Raw genomic sequence first — 13,485 nt, 5'->3', positions numbered from 1 at the left:
TCCGTTTTGGTGGTAGGTGCACAGTAGACCGTGAAGACGCCAAGGAGTCATGCCATGTCCGCCGTCGCTGTCCCCCGGGTGCTCGCCAGGTCGTTCCGGAACTGGCTCGTCCCCTTGATCGCAGCCCTGCTGACCTGCGCCGGCGCGCTGCTGTACGCCCCCGCCGCGCACGCCGCCGACACCGGGCTGGACGCCGCGGCCCAGGCGCTGCGCAAGGGCCCCGTCTACGTCGACCCCAGGGCCTCCGCACAACTGCCCGCCGCCGACGCCGAGGCGCTGGCGAAGAAGATCAAGGACGCGGACAAGCCCGTCTTCGTCGCCGTGCTGCCCAACGCCCCCGAGTTCCCGCAGAGCACGGTGCTGCGCGACCTGCGCACCAAGGTCGGGATCGCGGGTGTCTACGCCGTCCACCTCGGTGACAAGTTCAACGCGGCCGGCGACCGCTCGGTGATGTCCCGCAACGCCGTGAGCAACCTCGTCGGCTCCGTCCAGCGGTCCGGCGGCGACGCGAAGACGCAGCTGAACGCCTTCGTCGACTCGGCCGACCGGACGGCCAGGGGGCGCGCCCCCGGCTCCTGGGGCGGCGGCACCCAGGGCATGGGCGCCACGGGCCTGATCACCGGCGGCGCGATCGTCGTCGCGGGCGGCGCCGGGGCGTACGCCCTCTACCGGCGGAACAAGCGCAAGCGCGAGGAGCGCGAGCGCGCCGAGCTGGACAAGCTGCGCGTGGTCGTCGACGAGGACATCACCGCGTTCGGCGAGGAACTGGACCGGCTGGACTTCGCGCCCTCCGAGGCCGGAGCCACGGACGAGATGCGCGCGGACTACGCGCGGGCGCTGGACGCCTACGAGGACGCCAAGTCCCGGATGGCGGCGGCGGGCAAGCCGGAAGAGGTCCAGGGGGTCACCGAGACCCTCGACAACGGCCGCTTCGCCCTGGCGACCCTGGCCGCCCGCCGCACGGGGGCGCCGCTGCCGGAGCGCCGGCTGCCCTGCTTCTTCGACCCGCGGCACGGGCCCTCCGTCCAGGACGTCCAGTGGGCACCGCCGGGCGGCGCGCTCCGCACCGTACCGGCCTGCGCGGCGGACACGGCCCGGCTGGCGGCCGGCCAGGAGCCCCTGACCCGCCAGGTCCAGACCGACGCGGGCCCCCAGCCGTACTGGAACGCGGGCCCCGCCTACGGCCCCTGGGCAGGCGGCTACTTCGGCGGCGGCCTGCTGCCGGGGCTGCTGGTGGGCACGATGCTGGGCGGCCTGATGACCGGCCCGGCGTACGCGGCCCCGGCCTACGACGCGGGCCCGGAGGGCGGCGACGACACGGGCTCCGACTTCAACCCCGACGACTTCGGGGGCGGGGGCGGATGGGGCGACGGTGGGGGTGGCGGTGGCGACTTCGGCGGCGGGGGGTGGTGATGCCCCGGCCCCGCCCCCTCGCACCTCCGTTCCGCGCTGACGCGCGGTGTCCTCAAACGCCGGACGGGCTGAAATCAGCCCGTCCGGCGTTTGAGGACCGGGGGTTCGGGGGCGGAGCCCCTGAAAGAAACGGGAAGGGGCGGGTCAGGGGAGAGAAAACCGCCTTGACCGGGCCACCCACAGCACCCCGCCGTACAGCGCGAGCACCAACGCCAGCAGCCCGTAATAAAGCGTCGGCAACGGCGACATCGACAGCATCGCGCCGAACGGCGACAGCGGCAGCAACAGCCCCACCACCGCCAGCCCGGCGACAGCCACCCGCACGGGCGTCGGCGCCCGCAGCCGCCCCGACCGCAGCAACGCCATCACCATCGCCTGCGTCAGCAAATTCTCCGTGAACCACCCCGCATGGAACGCGTCCTGCCCCGCCTCCGCCCCCAGCGACCGCACCGCCAGCGCGAGCACCGCGAACGTCGCGAGGTCGGCGGCGGCGTTGAGGAGGCCGAAGCCCGTCACGAAGCGGAGCAGGGCGCGCGGGCGCAGCACCGCCGGGCGGGTGTGGGCGCGGTCGTCCTGGCGGTCGAAGGCGAGGGCGAGCTGCGCGGCGTCGAAGAAGAGGTTCTGGACGAGCACCTGGGCCGGGAGCATCGGCAGGAACGGCAGCATCAGCCCGGCCACCAGCATCGCGATCACGTTGCCGAAGTTCGACGACAGGGTGATCCGCAGGTAGGCCGAGATGTTCGCGGTGGCGCCCCGGCCGGCGACGATGGCCCGGTCGAGGGAGGTGAGGTCCTTCGAGGCGAGGACGACGTCGGCGGCCTCCCGGGCCACGTCCACGCCGTCGCGCGGGCAGACACCGACGTCGGCGGCGTGGAGGGCGGCCAGGTCGTTGACGCCGTCGCCCAGGAAGCCGGTGGTGTGGCCCGCGCCGCGCAGCGCGCCGACGACCCGGGCCTTGTGGGCGGGGGCGCAGCGGGCGAAGACGGTGGTGCCGGCGGCGAGCCGGGCGAGCTCGGCGTCGTCCAGCGAGTCGATGCGGTCGCCGGTGACGGGGGTGCCGGGGTCCAGCCCCAGTTCGCGGCAGATCCGGGCGGCGGTGCCCGGGTGGTCGCCGGTGAGGACCTTGACCGTCACGCCGTTGCGGGCGAGTCCGGCGAGGGCCTCGGCGGCGGTGGGCGCGGGGGCGTCGGAGAGGCCCACGAAGCCGGTGAAGGTCAGGTCGCGCTCGTCGGCCTCGGTGTACGGGCGGTCGCGCGCGGGCCGCTCGGCGCGGGCGACGGCCAGGACGCGCAGGCCCTCGGCGGCCAGGTCGTCCGCGCGGCGGGTGAGCCGGGCCCGTTCGGCGGGGTCGAGGGCGCAGCGGTCCAGGACGTCCTCGGGGGCTCCCTTGACGACGAGCGTGTGCGTCCCGGCGAGGGCGAAGCGGGGGTCGCCGGGGCGGTGGACGACGGCGGTGGACAGCCGGCGGCCGGGTCCGCAGGGCAGCGCGTCGACGCCCTCGTACACCGCGAACCGGGGGTCGTCCCCGTGCGCGAGCACGTCCGCCGCGTCGGCTTCGAGGACGGCCTCGTCGAGGGCGTCGGGCACGGGCAGCTCGGCCAGGTGGAGGGTCCACAGGGCGTTGACGGCGGCCCAGCGCAGGACGTCCTGGTCGGCGTGGCCGTCGGGGTCCTCGGCGAGGGCGGGGACGGGCCGGTCCTCGGTGAGGGTGCCGGTCTTGTCGACGCACAGCACGTCGACCGCGCCCAGGTCGTGGAGGGCGGGCAGCCGGCGGACGATCACCTCGCCGTCGCGGGCGAGCAGCGCGGCGCCGCGCGCCAGCGCGGAGGTGACGATCACCGGCAGCATCTCGGGCGTCAGCCCGACCGCGACCGCGACGGCGAACGGCAGGGTCGCGAGCCCCCGGCCGCGCACCAGGGCGTCGGCGAGCAGGACGAGGGGCGCGGTGAGCAGCATGAACCGGATGAGGGTCCAGGCGATGCCGTTGACCGACCGGTCGAAGGGGCGGAGGAGCCGCTTGCCCTTGCCCGGGCCGCCGGGACCGGTGCCGGTGTCCCGGCTGTCGGCGTCGGCGGGCAGCGCGCCGGAGAGGACGGTGTCGCGCCCGGTGGCGACGACGACGCCGCTGCCGGTGCCCGAGACGACGCTGCTGCCCTGGAGGCACAGGTGACCGGGCGCGGTCGCGGTGGTCGCGGCCGGGGCGGCCTTGTCGGCCGGCGCCGACTCGCCCGTCAGCGCCGCCTCGTGGACGGTCAGTCCCGTGGCGCGCAGCAGGCGCAGGTCGGCGGGGACGAGGTCGCCGGGGCCGAGGAGGACCAGGTCGCCCGGGACGAGCTGTTCGACGGGGAGTTCCCGGGTGGCCGGGGGAGCGGACTCGGTGGCCCTGCGGCGGACCGTCGCGGTGGTGGCGACCAGTTCGCGCAGGGAGGCCGCCGAGCGGTCGGCGCGGTGCTCGCCGGTCGCCCGCAGCACACAGCTGACCACGACCAGGACGGCGATGACGCAGGCCGTGCCCCAGGAGGCCATGACCGCGGAGACCAGGCCGAGACCGATCAGGACCGCGGTGAAGGGGTCGCGGAGGCTGCGCGCGAAGCGGCGCGGCCAGGAGACCGGCCGGCGGCCGGGGAAGACGTTCTCGCCGTGTCGCGCCAGGCGGTCCTCCGCCTCCGCCTCGGTCAGTCCGCGCGGCCCGCTCTCCAGGGCGCGCAGCACCTCCAGCGAGGTGCCGCCCGTGTCCCGGCCGGGGGCCGTACGGGCCTCAGGCGCCCAGGCCACGGAGGCGTCCGGCGCCGGCGTTCACCCCGGTGCCGGCGGTGCCGGCCTTGCGGTCGGCGAGCTGGCCGACCATGAGCCGGACGATGGTCACCACGTCGGGGTCGTCCACCAGGTAGACCACCCGGCGGCCCTCGCGCCGCGAGCGCACCAGGCCGGCGAGCTTCAGCTTGGCCAGGTGCTGGCTGATGGCGGGCAGCGCGCCGCCGACCCGCTCGGCCAGCCCGCTGACGTCGCTCTCGCCCTGGGCCAGCGCCCAGACCAGGTGCAGCCGGGCGGAGGAGGCGAGCAGACCGAAGGCGGCGGCCGCTTCGGCCAGTACCTCGGCCGACGGGTCGCATGTGCCGTCGAGGGGCCCTTCGAGACTCCCGAAGCTCCCGACGCGTGCCGTCACTGTCGCTCTCCCATCCCCGTGGATCTCCCGGCGGTCCGCACGCCCGGAAGGCCCCAGTCTAGGCACCGCGCGGGCCGGCGGTCCGACATGCACCCGCTGCGGGATGGGCAGGGTGTATCGACAGGAAACGGTCACAAGGGGGAGGTCATGGAAATCTCGGGAATCGTCAGCGCGATCGTGATCGGCGCGTTCATCGGCATCCTGGGCAGGCTGGTCGTTCCGGGCCGTCAGCACGTGGGTGTCGTGATGACGGTCGTCATCGGCATCGTGGCGGCCTTCGTGGGCGCCCTCATCTCTCATCCGCTCGGTCTCTACGACACCAAGGGCATCACCTGGCTCGTCTGGGTGGTCCAGATCGTCCTGGCGGCCCTGGGCATCGCCTGGTACGACCGCCGGAAGCGGCGCTGAGGGCGCCTGCGCGCCTGTGGGGCGTCAGGAGAGCTTGCCGTCGTAGTCCGGCAGCTTGAACGTCCGCTCCGCGTGCCCGCCCACCAGGTCGGTGGTGTTGTTCCCGATGTTGGCGATGATCGTGTAGCCCTTGGCCTCGATCTCCGCCCGCTTGGCGGTCTTGTACGTGCTCACGTCCTGGAAGAGATCCGGGAGGTGCCGCACGTACAGGCCGCTGACGGGGTAGCCGACCCGGCGCAGATTCCACTCCGTGGCCGGGGTGAGGACGCCGGGGCGCGCGGTGACGAAGAAGACGTCCGCGCCGCGCTCGTGCGCGAGGCGCGCGAGCTCCAGGACGGGCGCGACGGCGGGCGTGGGGATGGTCGCCCAGTGGAAGTCCGTCTCCAGCGAGGTGTTGTCGATGTCGAGGACGACGGCCTGCTTCCGCCCGTCCGCGTGTGCGGTGCGGTCGGCGACGTAGGGCTTGGCCTGGTCGACCACTGCCTGGACGTCCTTGAGCCACGCGTCGTGGTCGATGCCCTTGAGGCCGGCGGTTCCGGAGGTCCGCGCGGCGGTGGCGGCCTTGGGGGTCGCGGCCTCGGCGGGAGTGGCGGCCGCGCCCGCGAGGGCCAGCACGGCGGTGGCCGCGACGGTCGCGGCGGCGCGGCGGGCCGTGATCGTTTCGCTCATGCGTGGCATGCTCACGACGCGCGGTGGCGCGTCGGCGACGCGGACCTGAACGTCGCGCGACGCGGGGATGCACCGTTGCCCTTGTGCTGCCCTTGTTACGGCAGGGGCGGGGGCGGCGGCATGTCGCTCGGCCAGTCGTCAGGGGGGCCGGTGGGGAGGCCGCTCGGGAACCCCGTGGGGAACCCGCCGGGCGGTCCGGGCTCCGGGCTCTCCCGGACATGACGGACCGTGTCCTTGATCCGGTCCTCCACCGCGTCCGCCCCGGGCCGCAGGACCGTCAGATAGAAGCCGATGAACGAGAGCGCCCCCAGGACGAAGACCGTCAGGAAGGCGAGCAGACAGCCCGTGGCGAAGAGGTTCTCGTTCCGCTTGCCGGGCGGAATGGCCGTGGCCCGGCCGGGTCGCTCCTCCGGGTAGCGGACGACGACCCGGTCCCCGCCCACGACCGTGCGCGGCCCCCCGGCCTCCTCGAACCGCAGTACCTCCCCCTCGGGGGTGGTGAACTCATAGACGTGGTGCCAGGTGCTGTGGCTCGGCCCGCCGCCGTGTCCATGCCCGTGGCTCGTGGTGACGACGTACGCGCTGACGCACACCCCCTCGGCCGTGACCCCGCTGCGCCAGGCGGCATTCAGCCGCCGCATCCGCACCACGGCCCACACCATTCCCGCGATGCCGCCGGCGGCCAACAGCCCCGGCAGGGCCAGGAAGAACACGTCGCGCATGGATCCCTCGTCGACTGGATGTTTTCGATCATCCAATCGACCCGGAATGGTCCAGGCCATCGATTAAGCCGAGGGCGTCACCTCCGCCTCCACCATCTTCTCCATCGGGTCCACCGCGACCGGCCCCGTGATCACGATCGCGGTGAGCACCGCCGCACCCGCGAGGACGTTGCCCAGCCACACCACCGTGTGCGCGGGCAGGGTGTACGCCGCGACCACCCGGGAGGTCGACTCGGCCAGCAGGGCCAGGCCCCATACGAGGGAGAAGCGGCGCTCGGCGCGGCGGAATCGGGCGGATTCGCGCGAGAGCCGCTCCCACGCGGCGGTCTTGGAGAGGTCACCGCCCTTGGTGATCCAGGGCTTGAGCCCCGCCGTCATCATCGGCCGCCCGGCCAGCACCGAGACCAGCACGGCCGCGCCGATCGCCCCGCTGCCGGCGCTGTCCTTGGCGAGCATCAGCCGGGCGTCCCCGGTGACAGCGCTCAGCGCGAGGCCTACGGCGTTGACGACGAGCATCAGGGTGGCGAGCGCGTTGAGCCGACGGTCCTTGACGAGGGACCAGACCGAGCGCAGCGCCGGGAGCACGCTCGTCCAGGCGAGCGCGGCGACGGTGCCCATGCCGAAGCCGTCGGTCAGGACGTAGTACCCGGCCATGGGTACGGCGGCGTCCACCAGCAGCGGCGTCAGACTCTGCGCCAGGGCCCGGCGCTCCCCGGCGACGGGTGCGGGGGCAGTGGTGGCGGTGGTCTGCATGGGTGGGCCCTCCGTGTCGTCGTCCGGTCCCCGGCGGGGACACGTACAGACTCACGGGAGGGCCCACCCCGGCAGCAGAGCGAAGCGTCCCCAAGCGGCCGTGACTTTTGTCAGCGTTGTCAGGCCGTCAGGCGGTGAAGCCGCCGTCGACATTGACGCTCGCCCCGGTGATGTACCGCCCGCTGTCACCGGCGAGATGCGCCACGGTGGCGGCGATGTCGTCCGGCGTGGCGTAACGGCCCAGGGCGGTGAAGCCCCGGACGGCGTCGGCCCCCGGCCCGTCGGCGGGGTTGGCATCGGTGTCCGTGGGGCCCGGATTGACCAGGTTCACGGTGATTCCGTGCGGGCCGAGGTCCCGGGCCAGCCCCTTCGTCATGCCGATCAGCGCGGACTTGCTCATCGCGTAGAGCGCGAACCCGGGGAAGACGGACCGCTCCGCGACGTTGCTGCCGATGCTGATGATGCGGCCACCGTCGCCCACGTGCCGGGCCGCGGCGCGGGCGGCGGCGTACGGCGCCCGTACGTTCACCGCGATCGTGCGCTCGAACTCCGCCGGGCCGAGGTCCTCCAGCGGCCCGACGAGGAACACGCCGGCGTTGTTCACGACGACGTCGAGCCGGCCGAACGCTTCCGCTGCGCGGTCCACGGCCGCGGTGACCGCGTCGACGTCGGCGCTGTCGGCCTGGATCGCGAGGGCTCGCCGCCCCATGGCCCGGATCTTTGCGGCCACCTCTTCGGCCTGCTCGGCGCTGTTCTCGTACGTCAGCACCACGTCGACCCCGTCCCCGGCCAGACGGAGGGCGATGGCGGCGCCGATGCCCCGGCTTCCGCCGGTGACGAGGGCTACGCGGGTGCTGGTTGCTGCTGTGTTGTTCTCCATGACCACGAGCATGGTTCGTTGATCGTTCAACGGCTGGCGGTCATCGGACATCGAGCTACTCGGGGATGCTTCTGGTGAAGGCCGCCCACGCCTCGGGCGTGAAGACGAACGCACCGCGTGCGCGGGCTTTGCTGTCGCCTACGGCTATGAGGCCGTCGGTGGTGGGCTGGGCCTCGACGCAGGTTGCGTCATCGTCCCCGCTGTGTGACGACTTGCGCCATTTCTGGTGGGGTAAACCATGGCGAATCACGTGCCGTACCTCACTTGTGTCCGAGTTCATCCGCGATCGACGAGATCAGCTCAACGGACTGGCGGGAAGACAGTGCTGAGGCGCGCAGCCCGTCGAGAGCCTGCTTGTACCTCGTCACCGGCTCATCCTCCTCCAGGTACAGGGCGCCGTCGAGGTATTCGACCTGGACAACGTCCAAGTCCAACGGATCCGGGTAGGAATAAAGAACGAAGGAGCCGCGCGTGGCGGTGAAGACGCCCTGAGAGAAGGGGATGACCTGGATCGTCATCTCCGGTGCCCGGCTCAAGGCCACCAGGTGGCGGAGCTGCTCGGTCAGCACCTTGGGACCGCCGATCTCCTGGCGAAGAGCGCCTTCCTGGATGATGGCGAGGTATTGCGGCGGGACGGCGCGTTGAAAGATTTCCTGCCGCTCCATGCGGAGGTTTACATAGAATTCGCGCTTGTCATCGGCCAGATGCGCCGAGTGCCCGTTGATGATTGCGGTGGCGTAGTCCCGGGTCTGGAGAAGTCCGGGGATGAGCTGTGACTGGAATACAGCGATGCGTTCTGCGTCGGACTCCAGCGTCAGCAGCTCCTTGAATCCGGGCGGAATCTTATCGCTGTGCTGGCGCCACCAGCTGCGCTTTCCGCCCTCTGCCGCGAGGGCGATCAGCCACTCCCGTAGCTTCTCGTCCTCGACCTGGTAGAGGTCGAGCAGCACGTCGAGCTCCAGCCGCATGACGCGGTGGCGGCCGGTTTCCTGCCTGCTGATCTTCGTCCTGTCGCCGTGGATTGCTCTCGCCGCCTCCTCGGATGTGATTTTGGCGGCCTCTCGAAGCGCTTTGAGTTCTGCTCCCAGCCTGCGGCGACGTGCCGTACGGCGAGCGGGTTGTCCCACGACTTCCTCCCCTGGCTCCGTGTTGCGGCCCAGTGTGGAGCAGGTGTGCGGATCCTGCCGGGGCACGGGGAGGCAGTCACCCACACAGGTTAATTCCGCACTGTGCAGCCCTGAAGTGGGCGGGTTGGAGGCATCGTGAGTGGCCCACTCAAGTCGAATCGGGAGGCGATAAGCCATGACCTACCGGAACGGTGCCTACGTCATGGACATCCGCGAGAACAGACTCGCGCAAGTGATCGGCAGCACCGACGCGCACGTCCAGGTGCAACGACCCGGCGGCGGCCTCCAGTGGGAGGTGCCCTTGGCCGACCTGCGGTTGGCCACCCGCGAGGAGCGGGACGCCGCCGGGTTCCCCGCAAGCGCGTCCCCCGTCGGCTGCACGGAGTGCGCCGAGCTGGCGGCAGCGCGGCGGGAGGCCGGGGAGAGCGGGGACGAAGAGAGAGTCGTGGACGCCATGGTCGCCGTGCGGACGCACTTCCGTGACGCGCACGTGCTCCCGTACTGGACCCGGCGATGAGCGCGGCGCCCCTGGCCGCCGTGGGCCGCTGCCAGCACAACCCTTCAGGCTGGACCCACGCCGGCGGCGAATCCCGCTGTCACTCATGCGGGGTGCGCCGCTTCAGCGGCTACGCCGCGCTGCGGCCGCCTGGGCTGGCCGCCGCGATCACCCCGGCGCCCCGGGACCCCCACGCCGCCGACCGGGCCGCCGCGCTCGGCGTGGCGCGGGCGGTGCGAGCCCGCAGAGCGTGGTCGAGGTGGCTGTATTCGGCGGGGTGAACAGGCTGTGCCGGGCATGCCCGGCGGGGACCGTCCCGCCGGGGCACGCCCGCATGTGCTTTCAGGCCGTGCTTCAGAACCTCCAGTAGTGGTCGGGCAGCGTGCTGCTGCAGGGCCACTGGACGACCTTTTCGCCCTGGACGGTGCTCGCGCCGGGGACGGCCAGGCACTGCTTACTGTTCCAGTTCACGAGCCGCTTGCCGTTGCTCGTGAACTCGATGCCCCAGTAGTGGTCGGGCTGCGTGCCGCAGGGCCACTGGATGACTTGGGTACCGGCGGTGGTGCTGGCACCGGGGACGGCCAGGCACTGCCCACTGTTCTCGTTACGTATGCGGTAGTAGCTGATCACGTCGCTGGAGAAGGCGTACTCGAACTGCCACTGCTGGTCACGCCAGATGTCGCAGCCCCACTGGATGAGCCCTTTGCCGTTCTCCAGGCTGCTGCCCGGGACGGCCAGGCAGTGGCCGCTGCTGGCGTTGCGGATCCAGCCGTAGCTGTCGGCACCGCTCTGCGCCCGTCTCTCTGTGTTCGCGGTGTCTTGGCGTGTGGTCGCGGAGGCCGTGGTCACGCCCGAGGTGAGGAGCAGTGCCGCGGCGGCCGCCAGGATTCCGGACAAGCGGAAGTGCGACTTCATGTGTCCCCTTTGTCTTCGTCGACGGACGGAAGTGCGTGGACCTGAAGTGCGTGGACCTGAAGTGCCTGGACCAGGAGTGCGTGGATCAGGAGTCGTGCCGAACCGGCGCGTCCCGAGGCCGGGGCGCGAGCCGAGCGCAGGCTACCGTCACGGCACGGTGAGCGGCAGATGCACGGCACCCGGCCGGGCAGGTTGACGCGAAGGCGCTTCCCGTCTGGCTGGGCGTATCCGGATCGGCGGCACTCCGCAGGCGGGAACCTCCTCTGAGCGCCGCCCCGGTGAGAGGTCCGCGCTGTCGCGCGAGACGGACCCGACCCCGGACACACCGAAGGGGCGCCCCCGGCATGGAAACCGGTGGCGCCCCTCGGCGCGCGGCAAGCAAGAAGCCGGAAAAAGACCGTCAGGCCTTCTTCGTCTCCCAGAAGATGCGGTCGACCTCGGCGATGAGCTCGAGCGCCTTCTCACCCGTCTTCGGGTCCGTCGACGCCTTCGCGGCGCTCAGGGCCTTGAGGGTGTCGTTGACCAGCTGGTGCAGCTGGGGGTACTTCTCGAAGTGCGGGGCCTTGAAATAGTCGCTCCAGAGCACCGAGATGTGGTGCTTGGCCAGCTCGGCGCGCTGCTCCTTGATGAGGATCGCGCGGGCGCGGAACGCCGCGTCCTCGTTGGCCTGGTACTTCTCCTGGACGGCCTTGACCGACTCGGCTTCGATGCGGGCCTGGGCCGGGTCGTACACACCGCAGGGGAGGTCGCAGTGGGCGCTGACCTTCACCTTGGGGGCGAACAGGCGGGAGAGCATGTGCTGTCCTTCCTCGTGATCGTCTTCTCAGGTGCGAGATTACTCGGTGCGGGAAGGCTTTTCTCGGGTGCCCCGGGGGGCTTAGGACAAAAGTCCAGTGCCAGTCTGGGACTGGTGGAGCGACGGACGCGGAGGTTGCCGTGATGCAGGACCAGCTGGACGAGCGCGGCCATGAGCTGGAGCGGGAGCGTCGCGGACTGCTGCGGGTCGGGCTGGCCGAGGTGTACAACCCCTCGATGGTCCCCACGCTGAACCCCGGCGACCAGCTGGTCGTGCGGTACGGGGCCCCGGTGCGTCCGGGGGACGTGGTGGTGCTGCGCCATCCGTTCCGCCAGGACCTGCTCATCGTCAAACGCGCGGTGGAGCGGCGCGACGGCGGCTGGTGGGTGACGGGGGACAACCCGCTGGTGGAGAACGACAGCCGGGAGTTCGGCACGGTGCCGGAGGAGTTCGTGGTGGCCCGGGCATGGCTGCGGCTGCGGCCGCCGCCCGGGGCCGGTCAGCGGTCGGCGGGGGCGCTGCTGTCCTGGGCGGCGGCGGCCGTACGGCCGATGCGTTCCGCCGGCTCGGCGGGTCGGGCGTTCTCCAGGCGCTTGCGGGCGCGGTAGGCGGCGACGTTGGCGCGGGTGGCGCAGCGGTCGGAGCAGTAGCGGCGGGAGCGGTTGGTGGAGGTGTCGAGGTAGGCGTTGCGGCAGGGTGCGGCCTGGCAGATGCCGAGGCGGTCGACGCCGTACTCCGTCAGGTGGACGGCCAGGCCCATGCTCGCGGTGGCGGTGTAGACCGCGCCCGCGTTGGCGGCGTGGTCGGCGATGTGCATGTGCCACTTGGGGCGGCCGTCCTCGTCCCGGTACTCGTGGCCCGAGATCTGGGGGCTGACGGGGAACTCCATCAGCAGGGCGTTGAGCAGGTCCACCGCCCGTACCTCGTCGCCCTCCGACGCGGCCTCGAAGATCGCGCGCAGCCGGACCCGTGCCGAGCGCATCCGGGTGAGGTCGCCGTCGACGAGCCGGCGGGCCGCCTGCGAGGCGGTGCCGAAGAGCTCGCGGGCCACGTCGAGCGAGGTGAGGGTGTCGGTGCCGCGCGCGGGCTGCTCGGTGTTGACCAGCCGCACGGCGAAGTCCGAGTAATAGGCCAGTTCCACTTGTAGTCCTTACGCAGCCGGGCTAGGGTCGCTGTCGTCGACCAGTAATGGCCGATTCTGCTTCGAGGGTATTACACGGCACCGCGAAGGGAAGGCGACGGGATGACGGAGAACGTCACCGCCATGGACTGGAACGCCTGGCAGACCAGCTGGGACCGCCAGCAGGAGTGGTATCTGCCGGACCGCGAGGAGCGGTTCCGGGTCATGCTGGACATGGTGGAGGCCTTCGCGGGGCCGACGCCCCGGGTGCTGGACCTCGCCTGTGGCACGGGCTCCATCACCGCCCGCCTACTGGAACGATTCCCCGGAGCGACCTCCGTAGGCGTCGATCTCGACCCGGCCCTGCTGACCATCGCCCGGGGCACCTTCGAGGGCGACGACCGGGCCACGTTCGTCACGGCGGATCTGAAAGATTCGCGGTGGACGGGCATGCTGCCCTACGACACTTACGACGCTGTTCTCACGGCCACCGCCCTGCACTGGCTTCACTCCGCCCCCCTCCGCACCCTCTACGGACAACTCGCCGGGTTGGTCCGCGACGGAGGCGTCTTCATGAACGCCGACCACATGCCCGACCCCGCCACCCCGCGCATCAACGAGGCCGAACGCGCCCTGCGCCACGCCCGGCAGGAGCGGGCGAAGGCCGGGGGCGCCCTCGACTGGGCCGACTGGTGGCGGCTGGCCGCCGCCGACCCGCTCCTCGCCGGCCCGACCGCCGAGCGCTTCACGATCTACGGCGAGCACTCCGACGGTGACTTCCCTCCACCCGACTGGCACGCCCGCACCCTGCGCGAGGCCGGCTTCGCCGAGGCGCGCGCCGTGTGGAGCTCCCCGGCGGACGCCATGGTGCTCGCCCTGAAGTGACCCGCTCGCGAGGGAGGGGCGGTACGGCCCACCGCCGTACCGCCCCTCCCCCCCCCCGCCCGCCCCCGGCTGACGCCCCCTGGGCACGACCCACATACTCCGGGCGTGGGGGGGGGTGGTGAGGCCAACCCGCGG

The 13,485-nt window shown here is 72.1% G+C and carries 17 protein-coding genes; 6 read left to right on the top strand and 11 right to left on the bottom strand.

Annotation, left to right across the window (positions count from 1 at the left end; translation table 11 throughout):
* The first annotated feature begins 54 nt into the window (after positions 1 to 54).
* Positions 55 to 1,413 carry a hypothetical protein gene (locus AB0E98_RS20650; protein WP_361704579.1) on the top strand — a complete coding sequence of 453 codons (1,359 nt, stop codon included), beginning with the start codon at positions 55 to 57 and terminating at the stop codon, positions 1,411 to 1,413.
* A 144-nt stretch (positions 1,414 to 1,557) separates the two neighbouring features.
* Here the strand turns inward: AB0E98_RS20650 and mgtA are convergent, their stop codons facing one another.
* Together mgtA and AB0E98_RS20640 are read right to left on the bottom strand one after the other, a co-directional pair.
* A complete protein-coding gene (gene mgtA / locus AB0E98_RS20645) occupies positions 1,558 to 4,188 on the bottom strand; it encodes a magnesium-translocating P-type ATPase (RefSeq protein ID WP_361704576.1) in 2,631 nt (876 codons plus the stop codon).
* Positions 4,172 to 4,579 carry a metalloregulator ArsR/SmtB family transcription factor gene (locus AB0E98_RS20640; protein WP_361704573.1) on the bottom strand — a complete coding sequence of 136 codons (408 nt, stop codon included), beginning with the start codon at positions 4,577 to 4,579 and terminating at the stop codon, positions 4,172 to 4,174. Before AB0E98_RS20640 ends, mgtA begins: the two co-directional genes overlap by 17 nt.
* A gap of 147 nt (positions 4,580 to 4,726) precedes the next feature.
* Between AB0E98_RS20640 and AB0E98_RS20635 the strand changes: the two genes are divergently transcribed.
* Positions 4,727 to 4,987: a GlsB/YeaQ/YmgE family stress response membrane protein gene (locus tag AB0E98_RS20635; RefSeq protein ID WP_311612146.1), complete on the top strand. Its 261-nt coding sequence runs from the start codon at positions 4,727 to 4,729 to the stop codon at positions 4,985 to 4,987.
* A gap of 24 nt (positions 4,988 to 5,011) precedes the next feature.
* Here the strand turns inward: AB0E98_RS20635 and AB0E98_RS20630 are convergent, their stop codons facing one another.
* The 6 genes from AB0E98_RS20630 to AB0E98_RS20605 all read right to left on the bottom strand — a co-directional run bounded on the left by AB0E98_RS20630 (position 5,012) and on the right by AB0E98_RS20605 (position 9,138).
* Positions 5,012 to 5,656, bottom strand: coding sequence for an HAD family acid phosphatase (locus AB0E98_RS20630; RefSeq protein ID WP_361704569.1), 645 nt, complete (start codon positions 5,654 to 5,656; stop codon positions 5,012 to 5,014).
* 95 nt (positions 5,657 to 5,751) lie between these two features.
* The gene (locus AB0E98_RS20625; RefSeq protein ID WP_361704566.1) at positions 5,752 to 6,378 is read right to left on the bottom strand and encodes a DUF3592 domain-containing protein; all 627 of its coding nucleotides are present in this window, start codon (positions 6,376 to 6,378) and stop codon (positions 5,752 to 5,754) included.
* A 63-nt stretch (positions 6,379 to 6,441) separates the two neighbouring features.
* Complete coding sequence (locus AB0E98_RS20620) at positions 6,442 to 7,131, bottom strand: VC0807 family protein (RefSeq protein ID WP_361704563.1); 690 nt, start codon at positions 7,129 to 7,131, stop codon at positions 6,442 to 6,444.
* Positions 7,132 to 7,258: 127 nt separating this feature from the next.
* The gene (locus AB0E98_RS20615) at positions 7,259 to 8,011 is read right to left on the bottom strand and encodes an SDR family oxidoreductase (protein WP_361704560.1); all 753 of its coding nucleotides are present in this window, start codon (positions 8,009 to 8,011) and stop codon (positions 7,259 to 7,261) included.
* 55 nt (positions 8,012 to 8,066) lie between these two features.
* Positions 8,067 to 8,291: a DUF397 domain-containing protein gene (locus AB0E98_RS20610; protein ID WP_361704558.1), complete on the bottom strand. Its 225-nt coding sequence runs from the start codon at positions 8,289 to 8,291 to the stop codon at positions 8,067 to 8,069.
* Complete coding sequence (locus tag AB0E98_RS20605) at positions 8,272 to 9,138, bottom strand: helix-turn-helix transcriptional regulator (RefSeq protein WP_361704556.1); 867 nt, start codon at positions 9,136 to 9,138, stop codon at positions 8,272 to 8,274. The genes AB0E98_RS20610 and AB0E98_RS20605 overlap by 20 nt, the downstream gene beginning before the upstream one ends.
* Before the next feature lie 175 nt (positions 9,139 to 9,313).
* Between AB0E98_RS20605 and AB0E98_RS20600 the strand changes: the two genes are divergently transcribed.
* A complete protein-coding gene (locus AB0E98_RS20600; RefSeq protein ID WP_361704553.1) occupies positions 9,314 to 9,655 on the top strand; it encodes a hypothetical protein in 342 nt (113 codons plus the stop codon).
* Complete coding sequence (locus AB0E98_RS20595; RefSeq protein ID WP_361704551.1) at positions 9,652 to 9,915, top strand: DUF6255 family natural product biosynthesis protein; 264 nt, start codon at positions 9,652 to 9,654, stop codon at positions 9,913 to 9,915. Before AB0E98_RS20600 ends, AB0E98_RS20595 begins: the two co-directional genes overlap by 4 nt.
* Positions 9,916 to 9,988: 73 nt before the next feature.
* Here AB0E98_RS20595 and AB0E98_RS20590 read toward each other — a convergent pair whose 3' ends face one another.
* Positions 9,989 to 10,549 (bottom strand): RICIN domain-containing protein, encoded by a 561-nt coding sequence (locus AB0E98_RS20590; protein ID WP_361704548.1) that lies wholly within the window; start codon positions 10,547 to 10,549, stop codon positions 9,989 to 9,991.
* A gap of 400 nt (positions 10,550 to 10,949) precedes the next feature.
* Positions 10,950 to 11,345, bottom strand: a complete 396-nt coding sequence (sodN, locus tag AB0E98_RS20585; protein ID WP_361704545.1) for a superoxide dismutase, Ni — start codon at positions 11,343 to 11,345, stop codon at positions 10,950 to 10,952.
* Positions 11,346 to 11,488: 143 nt separating this feature from the next.
* Here sodN and sodX point away from each other — a divergent pair, with 143 nt between their 5' ends.
* Positions 11,489 to 11,953 (top strand): nickel-type superoxide dismutase maturation protease, encoded by a 465-nt coding sequence (gene sodX / locus AB0E98_RS20580; RefSeq protein WP_311612164.1) that lies wholly within the window; start codon positions 11,489 to 11,491, stop codon positions 11,951 to 11,953.
* On the opposite strand, the gene AB0E98_RS20575 is transcribed toward sodX, so the two are convergent.
* Positions 11,845 to 12,486 carry a CGNR zinc finger domain-containing protein gene (locus tag AB0E98_RS20575; RefSeq protein ID WP_361704542.1) on the bottom strand — a complete coding sequence of 214 codons (642 nt, stop codon included), beginning with the start codon at positions 12,484 to 12,486 and terminating at the stop codon, positions 11,845 to 11,847. The two genes, sodX and AB0E98_RS20575, sit on opposite strands and share 109 nt — an antisense overlap.
* A 102-nt stretch (positions 12,487 to 12,588) precedes the next feature.
* On the opposite strand from AB0E98_RS20575, the gene AB0E98_RS20570 reads away from it, so the two are divergent.
* Positions 12,589 to 13,350, top strand: coding sequence for a class I SAM-dependent methyltransferase (locus AB0E98_RS20570; RefSeq protein WP_361704540.1), 762 nt, complete (start codon positions 12,589 to 12,591; stop codon positions 13,348 to 13,350).
* Positions 13,351 to 13,485: the final 135 nt, after the last annotated feature.

It is taken from the genome of Streptomyces sp. NPDC037389, from assembly GCF_040636475.1.
Lineage (GTDB): Bacteria > Actinomycetota > Actinomycetes > Streptomycetales > Streptomycetaceae > Streptomyces > Streptomyces hesseae.
The sequence above is the reverse complement of the archived record's forward strand: the minus strand, read 5'-3'. Positions and strand labels throughout refer to the sequence as shown.